Origin of the sequence: Pseudomonas xanthosomatis (assembly GCF_019139835.1) — a bacterium.
Classification (GTDB): Bacteria; Pseudomonadota; Gammaproteobacteria; order Pseudomonadales; family Pseudomonadaceae; genus Aquipseudomonas; species Aquipseudomonas fakonensis.
Map to the genome: position 1 here is coordinate 4,418,013 of NZ_CP077075.1, position 17,842 is coordinate 4,435,854.

The window sequence follows — 17,842 nt, forward strand, 5'->3', positions numbered from 1 at the left end:
CCCCGCCATTCCGGCTAAGCCGGTAACTGCTAGGGCAAACCCGGCCACGCACCGGGTTACCACACCCAGGCGGCCCGCCTTACGGCTATTCCCCCGGCATGCGCACCGTCAACCCATGGTTCACATCCTGGGCCAACGCCTTGGCCATGCCGCTGAGGTAGTGCATCGCCGTCAGCAAGGTCGGCAACTGGTCAGTCTCCATCATCGCCATGTCGGTGAGCTTGTGCACCGCGCACATCACCACGGTCGCCTGCTCCACTGCGTGGTCCAGCGAATGCCCGGCGACCACACGGAACAATGGCTCTTCCATGCCGATATCGCCACCCTCGCCAAAATGGCCAATGCCGCAGGTGGTGAGTTGCCGGCTGCGCGGGGTTTGCAATTCCTTATCCATGATACGTCTCCTGCGGCCCCGCGAACGGCGCGGGGCCTGATCGATGAACATCCAGGGCGAACTCAGGTTCGCCAGGTCAATGCCGGGACTGCACGCGGCTCAGCGCCAACTCCACCAAGGTGCGGGCGTTGTCGATTTCGTGCATGGCGGCGAGGGTCAGGACCTGGGCCGGGGGTTTGGTGTGGAGCAGGACGGTCTGCTGGCTGACGGTCAGGGCGCAGACGAGGTATTCGGAGATCTGGACCAGGAGGTCTTCGAGGGTGTGGGCGGCGTAGGGGTTTGGGTGGGGTGGGTCGGGGACGATCTTTAGCATGGTCACACTCCTTCATCGGATTGAAACCGCCAAGAGCCTGCTGTCAAACAGAATGGTGGCAGCGGTACGTGGGTTGACAGACCGAGGATGAAGGAACCCGGCGCACACTAGGTGCCCCACGTACAGCCGCCATAAGCGCGCACGTGCAATCCTTTCATCAGCAACGGCCTGTCAAAGCCGTGTCGCTTGATTGCGACCTGGCGAGACTAGTGCGCGACTGACAGGACCGCAATGGCCTGAAACGCTGAAAAGTATGCTTCGGAAATGAACTACATGAAAGGAAGAAAACCCTCTCACTTACGTATTTAATCGGACAAATTTCAAGCCATTCGGAACATTTTCTTACGATTTTATCCGAAATTCTCGTTTCGGCAATTCGCAGCACTCATAGCACGTAGGAGCTTTCCTTCAATTTTGTAAGATTTCACGCTATGGTCACTGGCTACAAGCCACTACCGAAGGCGTGACATGCAGTATTTCTGGGTGAATCTGGGGACGACCCATAAGGAAGCGAGAAATGGCGAGTTTCTTTGGGCTCCGCTCAGCCCAAAATCGTCAAAGGGAGCAGCAACCAGGACGCACTGGGAAAACGTAGGCAGAGTCAAATCAGGTGATCTGATTTTTTGCTACAACGATAATTTTTTACGTGCCATTGCGACCGCGAAGAATGACGCATATGAAGCGAGTCGTCCCGCAACTAGGTCATTCAGTGAATGGAAAAACGTTGGTTATAGAGTCGACGTTACAATTACAGAACTGAAGCGTCCGGTGCACAGCAGAGATATATCCTCCGAATATCAAGCCCGCTTTGACGAGAAGACAACCCCTTCGCTCTTCAACGTCAAAGGCGGCGTCAACCAAATTTACATGGCACAAATCCCCTCAGATGCTGCTGTCTACTTACTGGAGCAAGCCGAAGTCATATCAGACTACGAAGACCTCCTCATAGACACAGGCGCCTCTGAAAGAGCTCCATCAGCCACGACCCGCGAGGCCTTAATCAAAGCTCGGGTTGGTCAAGGTGCATTCAGAACCTCTTTGCTTAAACGCTGGGACAGTAAATGCGCACTCACTGGACTTTCAAATAAAAATCTTTTGATTGCATCACACATATATCCATGGGCAAGCTGCAACAATGAAGCCAGGCTAGACCCGGACAACGGGCTACTACTGGCCGCTCACATTGATCGCTTATTTGAATACGGTTTAATAGCCTTCAACGAATTAGGCGAGTTATTAATCAGCCCAAAGCTGAGCACCACCGAACAAGAAATCCTTGGGCTACAGCGTTTCAAGACCATAAATGGCCTTAACCACGGAAATCTGGCATATCTGAGAAAACACAGGACACGCCATAGTTTTGGGTAGATCGGTTCTGATTAGCCACAGAACGAAAAGGGCTGCGGCCCCATAACAACGGCTTGATAGCATGGAAAAATCCACTCATAAAAAAACCCAGTCATCTCACGAAGACTGGGTTTTTTAGGGATTTTTGGTCGGGACGGAGTGATTCGAACACTCGACCCCTTGCACCCCATGCAAGTGCGCTACCGGGCTGCGCTACGCCCCGACATCATTCTCGATACCGCTGAGAACGGTGAAGAATTTAACCTAACCTTTTGAATAATGGAAGCTTTTTTTCAAAAATTTCCACTCGTCGGCTTCAGCTCACTTCTTCAACACCACCAGCACATCCTCCAACTCGACAATCATCTGCCGAATCAGCTGCTTGTACTGGCTGGATTCGTCCTTGACCTCATCACTGCTGAGCCGCAAGCGCGCCCCGCCGATGGTGAAGCCCTGGTCGTACAGCAAAGCGCGGATCTGGCGGATCATCAGCACGTCTTGGCGCTGGTAATACCGTCGGTTGCCGCGGCGCTTCACTGGGTTGAGCTGCGGGAATTCCTGCTCCCAGTAGCGCAGCACGTGCGGTTTTACCGCACAGAGCTCGCTGACTTCACCAATGGTGAAGTAGCGTTTGCCCGGGATGGGGGGCAGCTCGTCGTTATGGCTTGGTTCCAGCATAGGCCTCTACCCGGGCTTTCAGCTTCTGCCCTGGACGAAAGGTGACGACGCGGCGTGCGGTGATCGGGATCTCTTCCCCGGTTTTGGGGTTGCGGCCCGGCCGCTGGCGTTTGTCGCGAAGGTCAAAGTTGCCGAAACCGGACAACTTGACCTGCTCGTTGTCTTCAAGCGCGTGCCGAATTTCTTCGAAAAACAGCTCGACCAGCTCCTTGGCCTCTCGCTTGTTGAGCCCCAGCTCCTCGTACAGCCTTTCGGCCATCTCAGCTTTCGTCAGAGCACCCATACCGTTATTTCCTTAACGTGGTGTTCAACCTTTGTTCGAGCGAGGTGAGAATAGTTTGCAGGGTTTCATTCACCTCATCGTCGTTAAGAGTGCGCGATGGATGTTGCCAGGTCAAGCCGACGGCCAGGCTTTTTCTATCAGGATCAATACCTTTACCTTGGTAGACGTCAAACAGCCTGAGGTCTGTGAGCCATTCGCCTGCATTGTCACGAATTACTTCAAGCACCGAACTTGCCGCTACATCACGGCCTGCGATCAACGCCAGGTCACGACGAGTTTCGGGGAACTTGGACAGTTCGCTGAACTTGGGCAGGCGGCCTTCGACTACATCACCGAGCACCAGCTCGAAGACGAACACCGGGCGTTCCAGGCCGAGGGTCTTGGCAAGCTCGGGGTGGATGGCGCCGAGGTAGCCGACTTCCTTGCCGTCGCGCTCGATGCGCGCGGTTTGGCCGGGGTGCAGGGCTGGGTGGTTGCCGGCGACGAAGCTGAAGTCGCTGAGGGCACCGGAGTAGCCCAGCAGGGCCTCTACGTCGGCCTTGACGTCGAAGAAGTCGATGCCGTCGCGGCCGTTGGCCCAGCCTTCTGGCTGGCGGCTGCCGGTGACGACGCCGGCGATCATCGGCTGCTGCTTCAGGTCACCGAGCTGGCCGACGAAGCGCAGGCCGCTTTCGAACAGGCGCACGCGGTCTTGCTGGCGGTTGAGGTTGTGCTGCAGGGCTTTGACCAGGCCCGGCCACAGCGAGGCGCGCATGGCGGCCATGTCGCTGGAGATCGGGTTGGCCAGCAGCAGCGGCTCGACGCCGGGGCTGAACAGCTCGAACAGTTTCGGGTCGATGAAGCTGTAGGTAATGGCTTCCTGGTAACCGCGGGCCACCAGCAGGCGGCGCAGGTTGGGCAGCTCGCCACGGGTTTCGGGGCGCGCTTGCGGGGCCAGGCGGGCCTGCGGGTAGCGAACCGGCAGGTTGTTGTAGCCGTACAGGCGGGCCAGCTCTTCGATCAGGTCGACTTCCAGGCTGATGTCGAAGCGGTGGCTTGGCACTGTGACGGTCCACTGCCCTGCCCCGTTGGCGCTGGTTTTCAGCTCCAGGGCGTTGAGCAGTTGCTCGACCTGGGCGGCCTGCATTTGCATACCGAGCATCTGGGTGATGCGCTCGTCACGCAGGGTGATCGGCGCGATGTTCGGCAGGTGCTGCTGGCTTACGCTTTCGACGATCGGGCCGGCTTCGCCGCCGACGATTTCCAGCACCAGGGCGGTGGCGCGCTCCATGGCTTCACGGGCCAGTTGCGAGTCGACGCCGCGCTCGTAGCGGTGCGAGGCGTCGGTGTGCAGGCCGTAGGAACGGGCCTTGCCGGCAACCGAAATCGGCTCGAAGAAGGCGCTTTCGAGGAACAGGTCGCGGGTTTTTGCGGTGTTGACGCCGCTGTGCTCGCCCCCCATCACGCCGGCAATCGCCAGGGCGCGGGTGTGGTCGGCGATCACCAGGGTGTCGGCGCGCAGGGCGACTTCCTGGCCGTCCAACAGGACGATCTTCTCGCCCTCCTCGGCCATGCGTACGCGGATGCCGCCGTTGATTTCTGCCAGGTCAAAGGCGTGCATCGGCTGGCCGAGCTCGAGCATCACGTAGTTGGTGATGTCGACGGCGGCGTCGATGCTGCGCACGTCGCTGCGGCGCAGGCGCTCGACCATCCACAGCGGGGTCGGCTTGCTCAGGTCGACGTTGCGGATGACGCGGCCCAGATAACGCGGGCAGGCAGCCGGGGCGCTGACTTCGACCGGGCGCACTTCGTCGTGGGCTGCCGGTACGGCTGGCACCACCGGGCGGGTGACCGGCACGTCGTACAGGGCGCTGACGTCACGGGCAAGGCCAGCCAGGGACAGGCAGTCGCCGCGGTTGGGGGTCAGGCCGATCTCGATGCTGGCGTCGTCGAGGTTCAGGTACTGGCGAATGTCTTCACCCACCGGGGCGTCGGCGGCCAGCTCCAGCAGGCCGTCGTTCTCTTCGCTGACCTGCAGCTCGGCGGCCGAGCACAGCATGCCGAACGACTCGACGCCGCGCAGCTTGGCCTTCTTGATTTTGAAGTCGCCTGGCAGCTCGGCGCCGATCATGGCGAACGGGATCTTGATGCCGGGGCGTGCGTTGGGCGCGCCGCAGACTACCTGGAAGGTTTCTGCGCCGTTGCTGACCTGGCACACGCGCAGCTTGTCGGCGTCCGGGTGTTGTTCGGTGGAGAGGATTTCGCCCACCACGATGCCGCTGAACTGGCCAGCAGCGGGGGTAACGCTGTCGACTTCAAGGCCGGCCATGGACAGGCGGGCGACCAGTTCGTCACGGGAGACTTGCGGGTTTACCCAACCGCGCAGCCACTGTTCACTGAATTTCATGCTGTTCTCCTAGAAAGTGCGTCGATTGGGCCTAGCGGAATTGCGCCAGGAACCGCAGGTCGTTATCGAAGAACAGACGCAAATCGTTGACGCCATAGCGCAGCATGGCCAGGCGCTCGGCGCCCATGCCGAAGGCGAAGCCCTGGTACTCTTCGGGGTCGATGCCGGACATGCGCAGCACGTTCGGGTGGACCATGCCGCAGCCCATCACTTCCAGCCAGCCGGTTTGCTTGCACACGCGGCAGCCCTTGCCGGAACACATCACGCACTGGATGTCGACTTCGGCGCTTGGCTCGGTGAAGGGGAAGAACGACGGGCGGAAGCGCACAGCCAGTTCTTTTTCGAAGAACACCCGCAGGAACTCTTCGATGGTGCCCTTGAGGTCGGCGAAGTTGATGCCGCGGTCGATCAGCAGGCCTTCGACCTGGTGGAACATCGGCGAGTGGGTGATATCCGAGTCGCAGCGGTAAACGCGGCCCGGGCAGACAATGCGAATCGGCGGCTGGGTCGATTCCATGGTGCGTACCTGTACCGGCGAGGTATGGGTGCGCAGCAGCATGTTGGCATTGAAGTAGAAGGTGTCGTGCATCGCCCGGGCCGGGTGGTGGCCGGGGATGTTGAGCGCTTCGAAGTTGTGGTAGTCGTCTTCGACCTCAGGGCCTTCGGCGATGCCGTAGCCGATGTGGGTGAAGAACTGCTCGATGCGCTCGAGGGTACGGGTGATCGGGTGCAGCCCGCCGGTGGTCTGGCCACGGCCTGGCAGGGTCACGTCGATGCATTCGGCGGCCAGGCGAGCGTTGAGCTCGGCCTCTTCGAAGGCAGCCTTGCGTGCGTTGAGCACGTCGGTAACGCGCTCTTTAGCGTCGTTGATCAGCGCACCGACCTTGGGGCGCTCGTCGGCTGGCAGGTTGCCCAGGGTCTTCATCACCTGGGTCAGCTCGCCTTTTTTGCCGAGAAATTGGACCCGGATCTGTTCCAGGGTAGTGATGTCTTCAGCGCGTTCCACGGCCTCGAGGGCTTGGGCAACCAGCGCGTCCAGGTTTTCCATGTACAGACTCCAGATACGAAATAGGGGAAGAGCTTTTGAAGGCTCTTCCCCTATCGATGACGTTTTACACCCGGCGGCCGAAACCGCCGAGTGATTGTCGTGGGTACTTAAGCCAGAACGGCTTTAGCTTTCTCGACAATCGCAGCAAACGCCGCTTTTTCGTTCACTGCCAGGTCAGCCAGAACCTTGCGGTCGATTTCGATCGACGCTTTTTTCAGGCCAGCAATCAGACGGCTGTAGGACAGGCCGTTGGTGCGGGCACCGGCGTTGATACGAGCGATCCACAGTGCGCGGAACTGACGCTTCTTCTGACGACGGTCACGGTAGGCATATTGACCAGCCTTGATGACAGCCTGCTTGGCAACGCGGAATACGCGCGAGCGTGCACCGTAGTAGCCTTTAGCCAGTTTCAGAATTTTCTTGTGACGCTTACGAGCGATGACGCCACGCTTAACACGAGCCATGAGTAACTTCCTCTATCTAAACCAGAATTAACGTACGCGCAGCATGCGCTCGACTTTTGCCACGTCAGACGGGTGCAGCAGGCTGGCACCGCGCAGTTGACGCTTACGCTTGGTCGACATTTTGGTCAGGATGTGGCTCTTGAAAGCGTGCTTGTGCTTGAAGCCGGAAGCGGTCTTCAGGAAGCGCTTCGCAGCACCGCTCTTGGTTTTCATTTTTGGCATGTTGGAACTCCGCATTCGATATAAATTACACAATAATCATCAGGCCTGCCGTGCCCGGGAGATTACTTCTTCTTTTTGGGGGCGATGACCATCATAAGCTGGCGTCCTTCCATCTTCGGATGCTGCTCAACGGTGCCGTATTCGGCGAGGTCAGCTTCGACCCGCTTCAACAGCTCCATGCCCAGCTCCTGGTGGGCCATCTCACGGCCGCGGAATCTCAGAGAGATCTTGGCCTTGTCCCCATCACTAAGGAAACGTACCAGGTTGCGTAGTTTTACCTGGTAATCTCCATCTTCCGTCCCTGGACGAAACTTGATTTCTTTGATCTGGATCTGCTTCTGGTTTTTCTTGGCTTCGTTGGCCTGCTTCTTCTTTTCGAAGAGGTGCTTGCCGTAGTCCATGACCTTGCAGACCGGCGGTACCGCGTCTGCAGAGATTTCCACCAGATCCAGCTTCGCTTCATCAGCGATACGCAGCGCTTCATCAATCGAGACGATGCCAACCTGCTCGCCGTCTGCGCCAATTAACCGAACCTCGCGGGCCGAGATATTCTCGTTGATCGGGGCCTTCGGTACAGCACGCTTATCGTTTCTCATTTCACGCTTAATAGTCATTACTCCGATTCTTGGCGACCACGCCGGGAAACCGCTTGTGTCAGGAGCTCAGCGAACTGGGCGACGGGCATGGAGCCCAGGTCTGCGCCTTCGCGAGTACGCACAGCGACGGTTTGCGTTTCGACTTCGCGATCCCCTATAACCAGCAGGTATGGGACCTTGAGCAAAGTATGCTCGCGGATTTTAAAGCCGATCTTCTCATTTCTCAAGTCCGACTTGGCACGGAACCCGCTACCGTTCAGTGCTTTTTCCACCTCGAGGGCGAAATCGGCCTGTTTGTCGGTGATGTTCATGACCACGGCCTGGGTGGGTGCCAGCCAGGCCGGGAACACGCCGGCGTAGTGCTCGATGAGCATGCCGATGAAGCGCTCGAACGAACCGAGGATGGCGCGGTGCAGCATGACCGGGCGAACTCGGCTGTTATCTTCGGCGATATAGCTGGCATCCAGGCGTTCTGGCAGGTTCGGGTCGTACTGCAGGGTACCGCACTGCCAGTTACGGCCGAGGCAGTCGCGCAGGGTGAACTCGATTTTCGGGCCATAGAACGCACCCTCGCCTGGCTGGTATTCCCACTCCAGGCCCGAGTCGTTCAGGGCGTCGGCCAGGGCGCCTTCGGCGCGGTCCCACAGCTCTTCGGAACCCACGCGCTTGGCCGGGCGGGTCGAAAGCTTCATGGCGACGTCGGTGAAACCGAAGTCCTTGTACACGTCGAGGGTGAGCTTGATGAAGTCGGCGGCTTCTTTCTTCACCTGGTCTTCAGTGCAGAAGATGTGCGCGTCGTCCTGCACGAAGCCACGCACGCGCATGATGCCGTGCAGGGCGCCGGACGGCTCGTTACGGTGGCAGGCACCGAATTCGGCCAGGCGCAGCGGCAGGTCGCGGTACGACTTCAGGCCCTGGTTGAACACCTGCACGTGGCACGGGCAGTTCATCGGCTTTACCGCGTAGTCGCGGCTTTCCGAGGCGGTGGTGAACATGTTCTCGGCGTAGTTGGTCCAGTGGCCGGAACGCTCCCACAGAATACGGTCGACCACTTGCGGGGTCTTGATTTCCTGGTAGCCGTTCTCGCGCTGCACTTTACGCATGTACTGCTCGAGCACCTGATACACGGTCCAGCCATTGGCGTGCCAGAACACCATGCCCGGGGCTTCTTCCTGCAGGTGGAAGAGGTCGAGCTGCTTGCCGATCTTGCGGTGGTCGCGTTTTTCGGCTTCTTCGATGCGCTGGATGTACGCCGCCAGCTGCTTCTTGTCGGCCCAGGCGGTACCGTACACGCGTTGCAGCTGTTCGTTCTTGGCGTCGCCGCGCCAGTAGGCGCCGGACAGCTTGGTCAGCTTGAACGCCTTGAGGAAGCGGGTGTTCGGCACGTGCGGGCCACGGCACATGTCGACGTATTCTTCGTGATAGTACAGGCCCATGGCCTGCTCATCGGGCATGTCCTCGACCAGGCGCAGCTTGTAGTCTTCGCCACGCTGGGTGAACACGTCGATGACTTCGGCGCGCGGGGTCATCTTCTTGACGACGTCGTAGTCGGTGTCGATCAGCTGCTGCATGCGCTTTTCGATGGCCGCGAGGTCGTCCGGGGTGAAGGGACGCTCGTAGGCGATGTCGTAATAGAAGCCTTCGTCGATCACCGGGCCGATGACCATGCGGGCGGTCGGGTACAGCTGCTTCACTGCGTGGCCGATCAGGTGGGCGCACGAGTGACGGATGATCTCCAGTCCCTCTGCATCTTTGGGGGTGATGATCTGCAGGGTGGCGTCGTGGTCGATCTTGTCGCAGGCGTCGACGAGCTTGCCGTCGACCTTGCCGGCCAGGGTGGCCTTGGCCAGGCCCGCGCCAATCGAGGCTGCGACTTCGGCTACGGATACCGGCTGGTCGAACGTACGTTGACTGCCATCGGGAAGAGTAATAACGGGCATGGCGCCTCCTCTCCTAGTGGTGACCCCTACCAAAGGTCACGTGGGTTGGGATGAGCCAGTACAAGATCCGACCTGCCTTTCTTCGAAGAAAGCCTGCCTCACAGTGGCAGAGACCTTTCGGCCTGTCAGGGACGAACCAGAGTGACTGGAAGGTAAAAGTTGCAGGCTGAAAGTGCCCAGCTGCAAGCGAAGCATGCTAGCACGCGGGTTCCGTGCCAGGCAGAAATATTTGGAAATTACGCTTTGGCGGTGAACTTGTGCGCAAAATTTCCTATCAGACCTTCTGAAGCAACCTACTCTTGACGAGACCTTAACCCAAGGAGTGTCTGGTTATGCGACTTCAGTCCCTTCTGGCCGCGTGTGCCGTAAGCGCCCTGCTGCTGCCCCTGGCCGCCAACGCAGGCAATTTCCCGCCCGGCAAGGAAGCGGCCTACATGACCCAGTGCACGCAGGTGGCCGGTGGCCAGGGCGTGGACGCGGCGACGGCGAAAAAGCACTGCGATTGCGGCGCCCAGGCCATCAAGAAGAACTTTACCGATAAGGAGATCATGGACCTCGACAGCAAGGATGGCGTTGACGCCAAGCTGATGCAAAGGGCCCAGACGGTCGTACAGGCCGCCTGCAAGCCGAAGTAAGCAGGGTTTTCCGGCCAAACCACGCATCATTTGCGCTGGATCAACATCCTGCGAAGGTAAAAGGCGCTACATGCGCAGAAATGGACTATGATGTCGCCCGTGCTCCTGTAGCCTCGGCAACATTGCACCTCGAAAAAAAATCATGTTTCTGGAGATTCACCTCATGTCCAATCGCCAAAACGGCACCGTCAAATGGTTCAATGATGAAAAAGGCTACGGCTTCATCACCCCAGCAGGCGGCGGCGACGACCTGTTCGTACACTTCAAGGCCATCGAATCCGACGGCTTCAAGAGCCTGAAAGAAGGCCAAGCTGTTACCTTCGTTGCCGAGCGCGGCCAGAAGGGCATGCAGGCTGCACAGGTTCGTCCGGAGTAATTCGGATACCGCAGTAAAAAAACCCGCCACTTGTGGCGGGTTTTTTATTGGGCGATGGGCACCGCCCCGATCACCTGTAGGAGCGGCCTTGTGTCGCGAAAGGGCTGCATAGCAGCCCCAGCGATCCTTGGGTCAACGCTGAAAACCCGGGGCTGCTACGCAGCCCTTTCGCGGCACGAGGCCGCTCCTACAGGTACGGCGCAGATTCAGGATTCGCACAATCCTGTGGGGGCGGGCTTGCCCGCGAACACCGGCGAAGCCGGTGCCAGGCACCACGCTGCCAGCTTTTAGCAACTGAGCAAGACAGTTGCCCCTACATGCGGTTAACCGCAATTCACGCGGCTGACCACGCCGTGGTCGTCCACGTTCAGGTTCAACCGCTCGGAGCGGTATTCCAGGGTGATCACATCGGTCGGCTTGAGGATGCGGCCCATCTGCGAACCGCTGGCCTTGCGCGCCTGCTCCAGCAGTTCAGGGGTGGCCTGCTTGCCGATGGTGAAGTCGGCGCCACTGGCTTCGCAACGGCCGTCGTTGTAGGCAGGGGCCGCCGGGGCGGCATTGCCGGTGGACGTGCCATCGGTGCTGCAGCCTGCCAGGACGGTGGCCAGCAGCAGGGTCGCCAGGGAAGCGCGGGTACGGAACATGAATCCTCCTGAAAATCGATACGGGCATTGCACATGCGACAATTGCCCTAACTGTTTGTTGCAAAACGCCGAATTTTGCCTGAACCCGGCGCTGCGCGGGCAACGCAATCGTGACCGGATTTTGCACCAAACCGAAGGTTACACCCAGGGCGGCGCTTATGCTTAAGTCGCAGGGCCGTTGACACAAAGCCGTGGTTTACTGCATTCAATGGGGCGCGCAATGGCCCCCTTCGAATGCCAGGACCCGGTATTCGACCCTTCACTCAAGGCCCCCGCGAGAGCCCTTCATGAGCAGCCACAGCATCGATGCCGATATCAAGGTCAAATGGGCCGAAGGCCAGAGCGCCTACAGCCCGGGCACGCCCGAGGAGCTATTGCTGATTGCCATCGACCTGCTGGTGCGCGACCGCGGCAGCGAGGCGGCGCGCAGCTTCATCGACCAAGTGTTCGAACGCTTTGCCCCCCACGAGGCTATGGCAATCGAGCCAGGCGGGCGCTGAGCAGGTCGAACAGGCCCTGGGCGTCGCCCTCCTCCACCCAGTGCACGTTGGCCGGCCGCTTGAGCACGCCGTACCAGTCGGCGATGGTCTGGCCGAAGGTCGGGCCTTCGCGGCTGTCGACGGCCAGGTGGATGTCACGGCCGCTGAACATCTCGGGCTTGAGCAGGTAGGCGATCACGCTGGCGTCGTGCACCGGGCCGCCGGGTGTGCCGTACAGCTTCATGTCGTACTGGATGTAGGCCTTGAGAATGTCCACCACCAGTTGGCTGGCGTGGTTGTTGACCGCGGCCAATTGCTTGAGGCGCGCGTCGCTGGTGAGCAGCTTGTGGGTGACGTCCAGCGGCAGGTAGGTGAGCTTGACGCCGCTGGCCAGCACCACTTCGGCGGCGTGGGGGTCGGCGTACAGGTTGAACTCGGCAGCCGGCGTGATGTTGCCGCCGTTGAAGTGGGCACCGCCCATTACCACCACTTCCTTGATGCCTTTTACGATGTCCGGCTGCTGGGCCAGCGCCAGGGCCAGGTTGGTCTGCGGGCCGAGCATGGCGATGGTGATGCTGTGGGGCTCGGCTGTGCCCAGGGTGTCGACCAGGTACTGCACGGCATTGCCCTTGGCCAATGGCGCCTTGGGTTCGTGCACGGAAACGCCGGTGAGGCCTTCTTCGCCATGTACATCAGCGGCGTAGATGGGGGTGCGCACCAGCGGGCGGCAGGCCCCGGCGTAGACGGGGATGTCTTCGCGGTGACCCCATTCGCGGGCCAGGCGGGCATTGCGCGAGGTCTTGTCCAGGCGCACGTTGCCGGCGACGGTGGTGATGGCGCGGATCTTGAGTTCTTCTGGCGAAGCCATGGCCAGCAGCAGCGCGACCACGTCGTCGGCGCCGGGGTCGGTGTCGATGATCAGGTCGCGCGGGGCGGCCATGAGAGTGGTGGCGGCCAGTGCGGACATGAGTACGGCTCCTTGTAGCAGGTGTTTGAACATCGGGCTCTCCTTTGCCTGTTGCATGTGTGTTGGGGCCATCGCCGGCAAGGCCGCTTCCCACAGGGTTTGCGATACCTTCACAACCTGATTAAAAGGTAACCCCCGCCACCAGCGCGATATTGCTGTAGGGCTGGCACTCGCCGGTGCGCACCACGGCGCGGGCCTTGCGGCTGAGGGCCTTGAACGCGTCGTGGCTCAGTTGCTCGCGCACACCCAGCTCACCGGCACCGTGCAGGCGCTCCACCTCGGCAAGGCCAGGCGGCGCAGCCTGGAACATTTCCTCGCCCAGCACATGGCGCTCTACCTGCATCTCGCTCAGCACCACGCGCAGCACGCTGGCAAAGTCCGGGATGCCGGGGGTCAGCGCCAGGTCGATCAGCTCCACCCCGGGCGGCACCGGCAGGCCGGCATCGCCGATCACCAGGATGTCACCATGGCCAAGCCCGGCGATGGTTCGCGACAAGGCTACGTTCAACAACGGGGTCTTCTTCATGGAGCCAGCTCCGCCAGGTAAGGGATCGACGGCTGGGCTCCGGCGCGGGTGACGGAAATCGCCGCCGCACGCTGCCCGAAAACCATTGCGTCGGTGATCGAAAAGCCATTGGCCAGGTGCGCGGCAAAACCGCCGACAAAGGTGTCGCCGGCCGCGGTAGTGTCCAGCGGCTGCACCGGCGTTGCCGGATAGTGCCGGGCGCCCTGCCCGTCTACGTACAACGCGCCCTGGGCGCCGAGGGTGACGATCACCTTGCCTGCGCCCAGCGTTCGCAGGCGCTCGGCAGCGGCCTGGGCGCTGGCCTGGTCGGTCACCGGCAGGCCGGTCAGGGCCTCGGCCTCGCTTTCGTTGGGGATCAGGTAGTCGATATGGGGGTACCACTCGGCCGGCAGCGGGCCGGTGGCAGGCGCCGGGTTGAGGATCACCGTTTTGCCCAGTGCATGGCCGCGAGCCAAGGTCCAGGCCACGGTCTCGGCAGGCACTTCGAGCTGACAGATGATCACCTCGCTGCGCTGCAGCAGCGCGTCGAAGCGCTGCACAGCCTCAGGGGTGAGCAGGCCATTGCCACCGGGGATAATGACAATGGCGTTCTGGCTGGCGGCATCCACCACGATCAGCGCCACGCCGCTGGAAACGCCCAGGCACTCGCCCACACCCTGGCAGTCGACGCCCTCCACTTCCAGCGCCTGGCGCAACTGCTGGCCGTAGGCGTCGTCGCCGACGTTGCCGACCATCGCCACACTGGCACCCAGACGGGCCACGGCCACGGCCTGGTTGGCACCCTTGCCGCCAGGCACGGTGAAAAAGCTGTCGCCGGCGAGGGTTTCGCCACCGCGGGGCAAACGCTGGGCGCGGGCCACCAGGTCCATGTTGAGGCTGCCGACCACGACCACCTTGGCATCCATTGGGGTAATTCCTTAACGGTAATCGTTGAACAGGTCCGGGCGCGGCCCGGTGGATTCGCGCAGCACCAGGCGCGGGGCGACGATGCGTTGCTCGGCCTCGCCCTTGCGCGGCGCAGTGATGCGTGACAACAGCAAGGCGGCGGCGTTTTCGCCGAGCTCGCGGATCGACTGGCCGACCGTGGTCAGCGCCGGGTACACGTAGCGGCTGAGCTCGATGTCGTCGAAGCCGATCACCGACAGCTCGCCGGGCACGTTGATGTTGCGTTCGGCAGCGGCGCGCAGTACGCCGAAGCCGATCATGTCGTTGCCGGCGAAGATCGCCGTGGGCCGCTGGCCATCCAGCAGGCGCGCCGCTGCGGCGTGCCCGCCAAGGCTGGTGAAGTCGCTGTGCAGCACGTGGTCGGCGGCGATGCTCGCCCCGGCCTCGGCCATGGCCCGGCGGAACCCGGCCAGGCGCAGCTGGCTGACGCCGGTGTCGACCGGGCCGGCAATGGTGGCGATGTCGCGGTGGCCCAGTTCCAGCAGGTGGCGGGTGGCCAGATACGCGCCATGCTCGTGGTCGATGCGCACCAGGTCGGCCTCGACGCCCTCCAGGGCGCGGTCGACGATAACCATGGGGGTGCGCACGCAGCTCAGGCTGTCGAGCAGGTCGCGGTCCTCGCCCACCGAGGCCACCACCAGGCCGTCGATGCGCTTTTCCAGCAGCACGCGCAGGTAGCTGCGCTGCTTTTGCGGGTCGTCGTCGGAGTTGCACAGGATTACGCAGTAACCGTTGCGCTCGCAGGCATCCTCGATGCCGCGGGCCAGCTCGGCAAAATACGGGTTGACGCTGTTGGGCACCAGCAGGCCGATGGTGGCGGTGCTGCGTGCCTTCAGCGAGCGGGCCACGGCGCTGGGCACGTAATCCAGCTCGGCGATGGCGGCCTCGACTTTAAGGCGCACATGCTCGCTGACCGGGCGGGTCTTGTTCAGTACATGGGACACGGTGGTGTAGGAGATACCCGCCAGTGCCGCGACGTCTTTGATGGTTGCCATGGTTTCAGTTCCGCCGGTTCGCGCGCCGGCTGCGGTAAGTGTCGAGCACCACGGCGATGACGATCACCGCCCCGGTGATGATGCGTTTGGTAGGCTCCGAGGCGCCGATCTGCGCAAGGCCTGCGGCCAGCACCGAGATGATCAGTACGCCGAAGAAGGTGCTGATGACCGAGCCGCGCCCGCCCATCAGGCTGGTGCCGCCGATCACCACGGCGGCGATCACCTGCAGCTCAAGGCCGGAGCCGGCGTTGGGGTCGGCGGCCTCCAGGCGAGAAATCTGGAACAACGCAGCCAGGCCGGCGAGCAGGCCCATCAGGGCGAACACCAGAATCTTGTAGGGGCGCGGGTCAATACCGGCCAGGCGTACGGCCTCTTCGTTGGTGCCGATGCCGATCAGGTAGCGGCCGAACACGGTGCGGGTCAGCACCAGCTGGGCCAGCACGATCACCGCCAAGGCGATGATGAACGCCGGCGAAATGCCGAAGGCGACCGGGTTGGAGAACCAGGCGAAGGCATCGCCGATGTAGGCCGTGCGCGAGTCGGTGAACTGGTAGGCCAGGCCCCGGGCCATTTCCAGCACGCCCAGCGAGACGATGAACGAGGGGATGCGCCAGGCCACGGTGATGCTGCCGGTGATGCTCCCGGCCAGGGCGGCGATGGCCATGCCCAGCAGCGCTGCCGGCAGCACGCTCCAGCCCCAGCCGAGAATCGCCACACTGACGGTGGAGGCGGCCAGGGCCAGCACCGAGCCCACCGACAGGTCGATGCCGCCGATGATCAGGATGAAGGTCATGCCCACCGCCAGCACCATCAGGTCGGGGATCTGGTTGGCCAGGGTGCTGAAGGTGGCGTACGAAAGAAAGTGGCTGCTGAGCATGGAGAACAGCACGATCATCGCCAGCAAGGCGCCGGCCAGGCCCAGGTAGGTGCCCAGGCCCAGGTAAGTGCCGCTGCGGCGTGCGGGCGCGCTGCCCGGGGTGTCGAGGGGTGTGGTTTTCATGCATCCATCCTGGGGGCTGCGTCGTGCAGCAGGGCGTCACGTTTCTGGTAACCGGCAAAGGCGGCGGCGAGCAGCTGGTCCTGGCTCCAATGGTCGCGCTCGAAGGTGTCGATCAGGCGGCCGGCCGACAATACGGCGATGCGGTCGCAGATCAGCATCAGCTCGCGCAGGTCGCTGGACACCACCACCAAGGCCTTGCCCTGGCGGGCGAGCTCGGCCAGCAGGCCGTAGATGTCGAACTTGGCGCCGACGTCGATGCCGCGGGTGGGCTCGTCGAACAGCAGCACCTGGCAGTCGCGCTCCAGCCAGCGGCCGATCACCACTTTTTGCTGGTTGCCGCCAGACAACTCGCCCACGGCCTGGGCGGGGCTTGCGCTGCGGATGCGCATGGCGCTGATCTGGCGTTCGGCCAGGCTGCGCTCCTTGGTGCTGTCGAGCACGCCGGCGCGGGACACCGCTCCGAGGTTGCCCAGGGCGATGTTGGCGCTGATCGACTGCGACAGCAGCAGGCCTTCACCCTTGCGGTCTTCGGTAATCAGCGCGATGCCGGCGTTCACCGCGGCCTTGGGCGAATCGATGTTGCGCACCTGCGGCGGCTGGCCGAGGGCGACCGTGCCGCTGTCGGCGCGGTCGGCGCCGTAGATCAGGCGCAGTAGCTCGGTACGCCCGGCGCCGATCAGGCCGGAGATACCGAAGATCTCCCCTGCCCGAACTTCAAACGACACGTCGCGCACCTTGCCTGCGCGGTTGAGGCTGTCGACTTTGAGCAACGGCACGCCGATCTGCCGGCGGCCGAGGTCGATGTGTTCGCCCAGCTCACGACCGACCATCAGGTTGACCAGCTCGTTGCTGCTGTAGCGCTGGATGGGCTCGGCGCACACCAGCTTGCCGTCGCGCAGCACGGCGATGCGCTGGGCCACGCGCTGCAGTTCTTCGAGGCGGTGGGAGATGTAGACGATGGCCACGCCGCGCTGGCGCAGGCGCTCGATCTGGGTGAACAGCAGCTCGACCTCGCGGGCGGTGAGCATGGCGGTGGGCTCGTCGAAGATCAGCACGTGGCAGTCGCCGATCAGGTTGCGGGCGATCTCGACCATTTGCTGGTGGCCGATGCCCAGCTCGCCCACCGGGGTGTCGGGGTCGATGGCGTCCAGGCCGACCTGGGCCATGGCGGCGGTGGCCAGTTGGCGCAGGCGCTTCTGGTTGATCCAGCCCAGGCGCCCGGGCAGGTTGTCGAGGAACAGGTTTTCGGCCACGGTCAGGGTGGGTAGCAGGTTGAGTTCCTGCATGACCATGCGCACGCCGAGGCTTTCGGCCTCGGTGCGGCTGGCGGGGCCGTAGGGCTGGCCGCGGTAGAGCATGTGCCCGGTGGTGGGGGTTTCCAGGCCGCTGATGAGCTTGGACAGGGTCGACTTGCCGGCGCCGTTCTCGCCGGTCAGGGCCAGCACCTCGCCGCCGCGCAGCTCTAGCGTGACATCGCCTAGCACGGGCTGGGCGTAGGTCTTGCCCAGGCCGGTGACGCTGAGCACTACTTCATGGGCCGACATGGCCACCTCTCTCGACGTATCAATTCATCACGCCCCTGCAGCAGCAGGCTTGCCTGCGAT

21 protein-coding genes and 1 tRNA gene are annotated in these 17,842 nt (G+C 62.1%); 4 read left to right on the forward strand and 18 right to left on the reverse strand.

The features are described from left to right. Nucleotides 1–85: 85 nt before the first annotated feature. Nucleotides 86–394: a DUF3077 domain-containing protein gene (locus KSS93_RS19425; RefSeq protein WP_217839291.1), complete on the reverse strand. Its 309-nt coding sequence runs from the start codon at nt 392–394 to the stop codon at nt 86–88. A 76-nt stretch (nt 395–470) separates the two neighbouring features. Continuing rightward, nucleotides 471–707, reverse strand: coding sequence for a hypothetical protein (locus tag KSS93_RS19430; RefSeq protein ID WP_217839292.1), 237 nt, complete (start codon nt 705–707; stop codon nt 471–473). Between the two features lie 468 nt (nt 708–1,175). Between KSS93_RS19430 and KSS93_RS19435 the strand changes: the two genes are divergently transcribed. Further along, nucleotides 1,176–2,075: an HNH endonuclease gene (locus tag KSS93_RS19435; protein WP_217885573.1), complete on the forward strand. Its 900-nt coding sequence runs from the start codon at nt 1,176–1,178 to the stop codon at nt 2,073–2,075. A 125-nt stretch (nt 2,076–2,200) separates the two neighbouring features. Here KSS93_RS19435 and KSS93_RS19440 read toward each other — a convergent pair. The 9 genes from KSS93_RS19440 to thrS form a co-directional block, all read right to left on the reverse strand. Next, nucleotides 2,201–2,277, reverse strand: a tRNA-Pro gene (locus KSS93_RS19440). Nucleotides 2,278–2,375: 98 nt separating this feature from the next. Next, nucleotides 2,376–2,732: a MerR family transcriptional regulator gene (locus tag KSS93_RS19445; RefSeq protein WP_008100384.1), complete on the reverse strand. Its 357-nt coding sequence runs from the start codon at nt 2,730–2,732 to the stop codon at nt 2,376–2,378. Beyond that, nucleotides 2,713–3,015 carry an integration host factor subunit alpha gene (gene ihfA, locus KSS93_RS19450; protein ID WP_009394049.1) on the reverse strand — a complete coding sequence of 101 codons (303 nt, stop codon included), beginning with the start codon at nt 3,013–3,015 and terminating at the stop codon, nt 2,713–2,715. The genes KSS93_RS19445 and ihfA overlap by 20 nt, the downstream gene beginning before the upstream one ends. A 4-nt stretch (nt 3,016–3,019) precedes the next feature. After that, nucleotides 3,020–5,401, reverse strand: coding sequence for a phenylalanine--tRNA ligase subunit beta (gene pheT, locus KSS93_RS19455; protein ID WP_217885574.1), 2,382 nt, complete (start codon nt 5,399–5,401; stop codon nt 3,020–3,022). A 31-nt stretch (nt 5,402–5,432) separates the two neighbouring features. Further along, entirely contained in the window at nt 5,433–6,449 is a 1,017-nt protein-coding gene (gene pheS / locus KSS93_RS19460) for a phenylalanine--tRNA ligase subunit alpha (protein WP_217839295.1), read from the reverse strand. A 107-nt stretch (nt 6,450–6,556) separates the two neighbouring features. Next, nucleotides 6,557–6,913, reverse strand: a complete 357-nt coding sequence (gene rplT, locus KSS93_RS19465; RefSeq protein WP_003250671.1) for a 50S ribosomal protein L20 — start codon at nt 6,911–6,913, stop codon at nt 6,557–6,559. A gap of 27 nt (nt 6,914–6,940) precedes the next feature. Then, the gene (gene rpmI, locus KSS93_RS19470) at nt 6,941–7,135 is read right to left on the reverse strand and encodes a 50S ribosomal protein L35 (protein ID WP_003250667.1); all 195 of its coding nucleotides are present in this window, start codon (nt 7,133–7,135) and stop codon (nt 6,941–6,943) included. 62 nt (nt 7,136–7,197) lie between these two features. Then, the gene (gene infC / locus KSS93_RS19475) at nt 7,198–7,749 is read right to left on the reverse strand and encodes a translation initiation factor IF-3 (RefSeq protein ID WP_217839296.1); all 552 of its coding nucleotides are present in this window, start codon (nt 7,747–7,749) and stop codon (nt 7,198–7,200) included. Beyond that, entirely contained in the window at nt 7,749–9,671 is a 1,923-nt protein-coding gene (gene thrS / locus KSS93_RS19480) for a threonine--tRNA ligase (protein ID WP_217839297.1), read from the reverse strand. Before thrS ends, infC begins: the two co-directional genes overlap by 1 nt. A gap of 332 nt (nt 9,672–10,003) precedes the next feature. On the opposite strand from thrS, the gene KSS93_RS19485 reads away from it, so the two are divergent. Together KSS93_RS19485 and KSS93_RS19490 are read left to right on the forward strand one after the other, a co-directional pair. Beyond that, nucleotides 10,004–10,306 (forward strand): hypothetical protein, encoded by a 303-nt coding sequence (locus KSS93_RS19485; RefSeq protein WP_217839298.1) that lies wholly within the window; start codon nt 10,004–10,006, stop codon nt 10,304–10,306. 163 nt (nt 10,307–10,469) lie between these two features. Continuing rightward, nucleotides 10,470–10,682 (forward strand): cold-shock protein, encoded by a 213-nt coding sequence (locus KSS93_RS19490; protein WP_008100414.1) that lies wholly within the window; start codon nt 10,470–10,472, stop codon nt 10,680–10,682. A gap of 323 nt (nt 10,683–11,005) precedes the next feature. On the opposite strand, the gene KSS93_RS19495 is transcribed toward KSS93_RS19490, so the two are convergent. Further along, on the reverse strand, nt 11,006–11,326 hold the full coding sequence (locus KSS93_RS19495) for an I78 family peptidase inhibitor (RefSeq protein ID WP_217885575.1): 321 nt from the start codon (nt 11,324–11,326) through the stop codon (nt 11,006–11,008). Nucleotides 11,327–11,613: 287 nt separating this feature from the next. On the opposite strand from KSS93_RS19495, the gene KSS93_RS19500 reads away from it, so the two are divergent. Further along, nucleotides 11,614–11,826 carry a hypothetical protein gene (locus KSS93_RS19500; RefSeq protein ID WP_217839300.1) on the forward strand — a complete coding sequence of 71 codons (213 nt, stop codon included), beginning with the start codon at nt 11,614–11,616 and terminating at the stop codon, nt 11,824–11,826. Here the strand turns inward: KSS93_RS19500 and KSS93_RS19505 are convergent. The 6 genes from KSS93_RS19505 to KSS93_RS19530 all read right to left on the reverse strand — a co-directional run bounded on the left by KSS93_RS19505 (nt 11,798) and on the right by KSS93_RS19530 (nt 17,782). Beyond that, the gene (locus KSS93_RS19505) at nt 11,798–12,805 is read right to left on the reverse strand and encodes a nucleoside hydrolase (RefSeq protein WP_217885576.1); all 1,008 of its coding nucleotides are present in this window, start codon (nt 12,803–12,805) and stop codon (nt 11,798–11,800) included. The genes KSS93_RS19500 and KSS93_RS19505 overlap by 29 nt on opposite strands. A gap of 88 nt (nt 12,806–12,893) precedes the next feature. Beyond that, the gene (rbsD, locus tag KSS93_RS19510) at nt 12,894–13,298 is read right to left on the reverse strand and encodes a D-ribose pyranase (RefSeq protein WP_217885577.1); all 405 of its coding nucleotides are present in this window, start codon (nt 13,296–13,298) and stop codon (nt 12,894–12,896) included. Further along, complete coding sequence (rbsK, locus tag KSS93_RS19515) at nt 13,295–14,203, reverse strand: ribokinase (RefSeq protein WP_217885578.1); 909 nt, start codon at nt 14,201–14,203, stop codon at nt 13,295–13,297. Before rbsK ends, rbsD begins: the two co-directional genes overlap by 4 nt. A gap of 12 nt (nt 14,204–14,215) precedes the next feature. Beyond that, nucleotides 14,216–15,238 carry a LacI family DNA-binding transcriptional regulator gene (locus KSS93_RS19520; protein ID WP_217885579.1) on the reverse strand — a complete coding sequence of 341 codons (1,023 nt, stop codon included), beginning with the start codon at nt 15,236–15,238 and terminating at the stop codon, nt 14,216–14,218. Nucleotides 15,239–15,242: 4 nt separating this feature from the next. Beyond that, entirely contained in the window at nt 15,243–16,238 is a 996-nt protein-coding gene (locus tag KSS93_RS19525) for an ABC transporter permease (RefSeq protein WP_217885580.1), read from the reverse strand. Beyond that, entirely contained in the window at nt 16,235–17,782 is a 1,548-nt protein-coding gene (locus KSS93_RS19530; protein ID WP_217885581.1) for a sugar ABC transporter ATP-binding protein, read from the reverse strand. The genes KSS93_RS19525 and KSS93_RS19530 overlap by 4 nt, the downstream gene beginning before the upstream one ends. Nucleotides 17,783–17,842 lie beyond the last annotated feature (60 nt).

What these genes read in the sequence shown, in the direction of transcription:
- rplT (WP_003250671.1), bottom strand. Translation starts at nt 6,913, where the DNA reads ATGGCTCGTGTTAAGCGTGGCGTCATCGCTCGTAAGCGTCACAAGAAA.
- KSS93_RS19425 (WP_217839291.1), bottom strand. Translation starts at nt 394, where the DNA reads ATGGATAAGGAATTGCAAACCCCGCGCAGCCGGCAACTCACCACCTGC.
- rbsD (WP_217885577.1), bottom strand. Translation starts at nt 13,298, where the DNA reads ATGAAGAAGACCCCGTTGTTGAACGTAGCCTTGTCGCGAACCATCGCC.
- pheS (WP_217839295.1), bottom strand. Translation starts at nt 6,449, where the DNA reads ATGGAAAACCTGGACGCGCTGGTTGCCCAAGCCCTCGAGGCCGTGGAA.
- KSS93_RS19435 (WP_217885573.1), top strand. Translation starts at nt 1,176, where the DNA reads ATGCAGTATTTCTGGGTGAATCTGGGGACGACCCATAAGGAAGCGAGA.
- KSS93_RS19445 (WP_008100384.1), bottom strand. Translation starts at nt 2,732, where the DNA reads ATGCTGGAACCAAGCCATAACGACGAGCTGCCCCCCATCCCGGGCAAA.
- KSS93_RS19520 (WP_217885579.1), bottom strand. Translation starts at nt 15,238, where the DNA reads ATGGCAACCATCAAAGACGTCGCGGCACTGGCGGGTATCTCCTACACC.
- rbsK (WP_217885578.1), bottom strand. Translation starts at nt 14,203, where the DNA reads ATGGATGCCAAGGTGGTCGTGGTCGGCAGCCTCAACATGGACCTGGTG.
- KSS93_RS19485 (WP_217839298.1), top strand. Translation starts at nt 10,004, where the DNA reads ATGCGACTTCAGTCCCTTCTGGCCGCGTGTGCCGTAAGCGCCCTGCTG.
- KSS93_RS19525 (WP_217885580.1), bottom strand. Translation starts at nt 16,238, where the DNA reads ATGAAAACCACACCCCTCGACACCCCGGGCAGCGCGCCCGCACGCCGC.
- infC (WP_217839296.1), bottom strand. Translation starts at nt 7,749, where the DNA reads ATGACTATTAAGCGTGAAATGAGAAACGATAAGCGTGCTGTACCGAAG.
- pheT (WP_217885574.1), bottom strand. Translation starts at nt 5,401, where the DNA reads ATGAAATTCAGTGAACAGTGGCTGCGCGGTTGGGTAAACCCGCAAGTC.
- rpmI (WP_003250667.1), bottom strand. Translation starts at nt 7,135, where the DNA reads ATGCCAAAAATGAAAACCAAGAGCGGTGCTGCGAAGCGCTTCCTGAAG.
- ihfA (WP_009394049.1), bottom strand. Translation starts at nt 3,015, where the DNA reads ATGGGTGCTCTGACGAAAGCTGAGATGGCCGAAAGGCTGTACGAGGAG.
- KSS93_RS19530 (WP_217885581.1), bottom strand. Translation starts at nt 17,782, where the DNA reads ATGTCGGCCCATGAAGTAGTGCTCAGCGTCACCGGCCTGGGCAAGACC.
- KSS93_RS19500 (WP_217839300.1), top strand. Translation starts at nt 11,614, where the DNA reads ATGAGCAGCCACAGCATCGATGCCGATATCAAGGTCAAATGGGCCGAA.
- KSS93_RS19490 (WP_008100414.1), top strand. Translation starts at nt 10,470, where the DNA reads ATGTCCAATCGCCAAAACGGCACCGTCAAATGGTTCAATGATGAAAAA.
- KSS93_RS19430 (WP_217839292.1), bottom strand. Translation starts at nt 707, where the DNA reads ATGCTAAAGATCGTCCCCGACCCACCCCACCCAAACCCCTACGCCGCC.
- KSS93_RS19505 (WP_217885576.1), bottom strand. Translation starts at nt 12,805, where the DNA reads ATGTTCAAACACCTGCTACAAGGAGCCGTACTCATGTCCGCACTGGCC.
- thrS (WP_217839297.1), bottom strand. Translation starts at nt 9,671, where the DNA reads ATGCCCGTTATTACTCTTCCCGATGGCAGTCAACGTACGTTCGACCAG.
- KSS93_RS19495 (WP_217885575.1), bottom strand. Translation starts at nt 11,326, where the DNA reads ATGTTCCGTACCCGCGCTTCCCTGGCGACCCTGCTGCTGGCCACCGTC.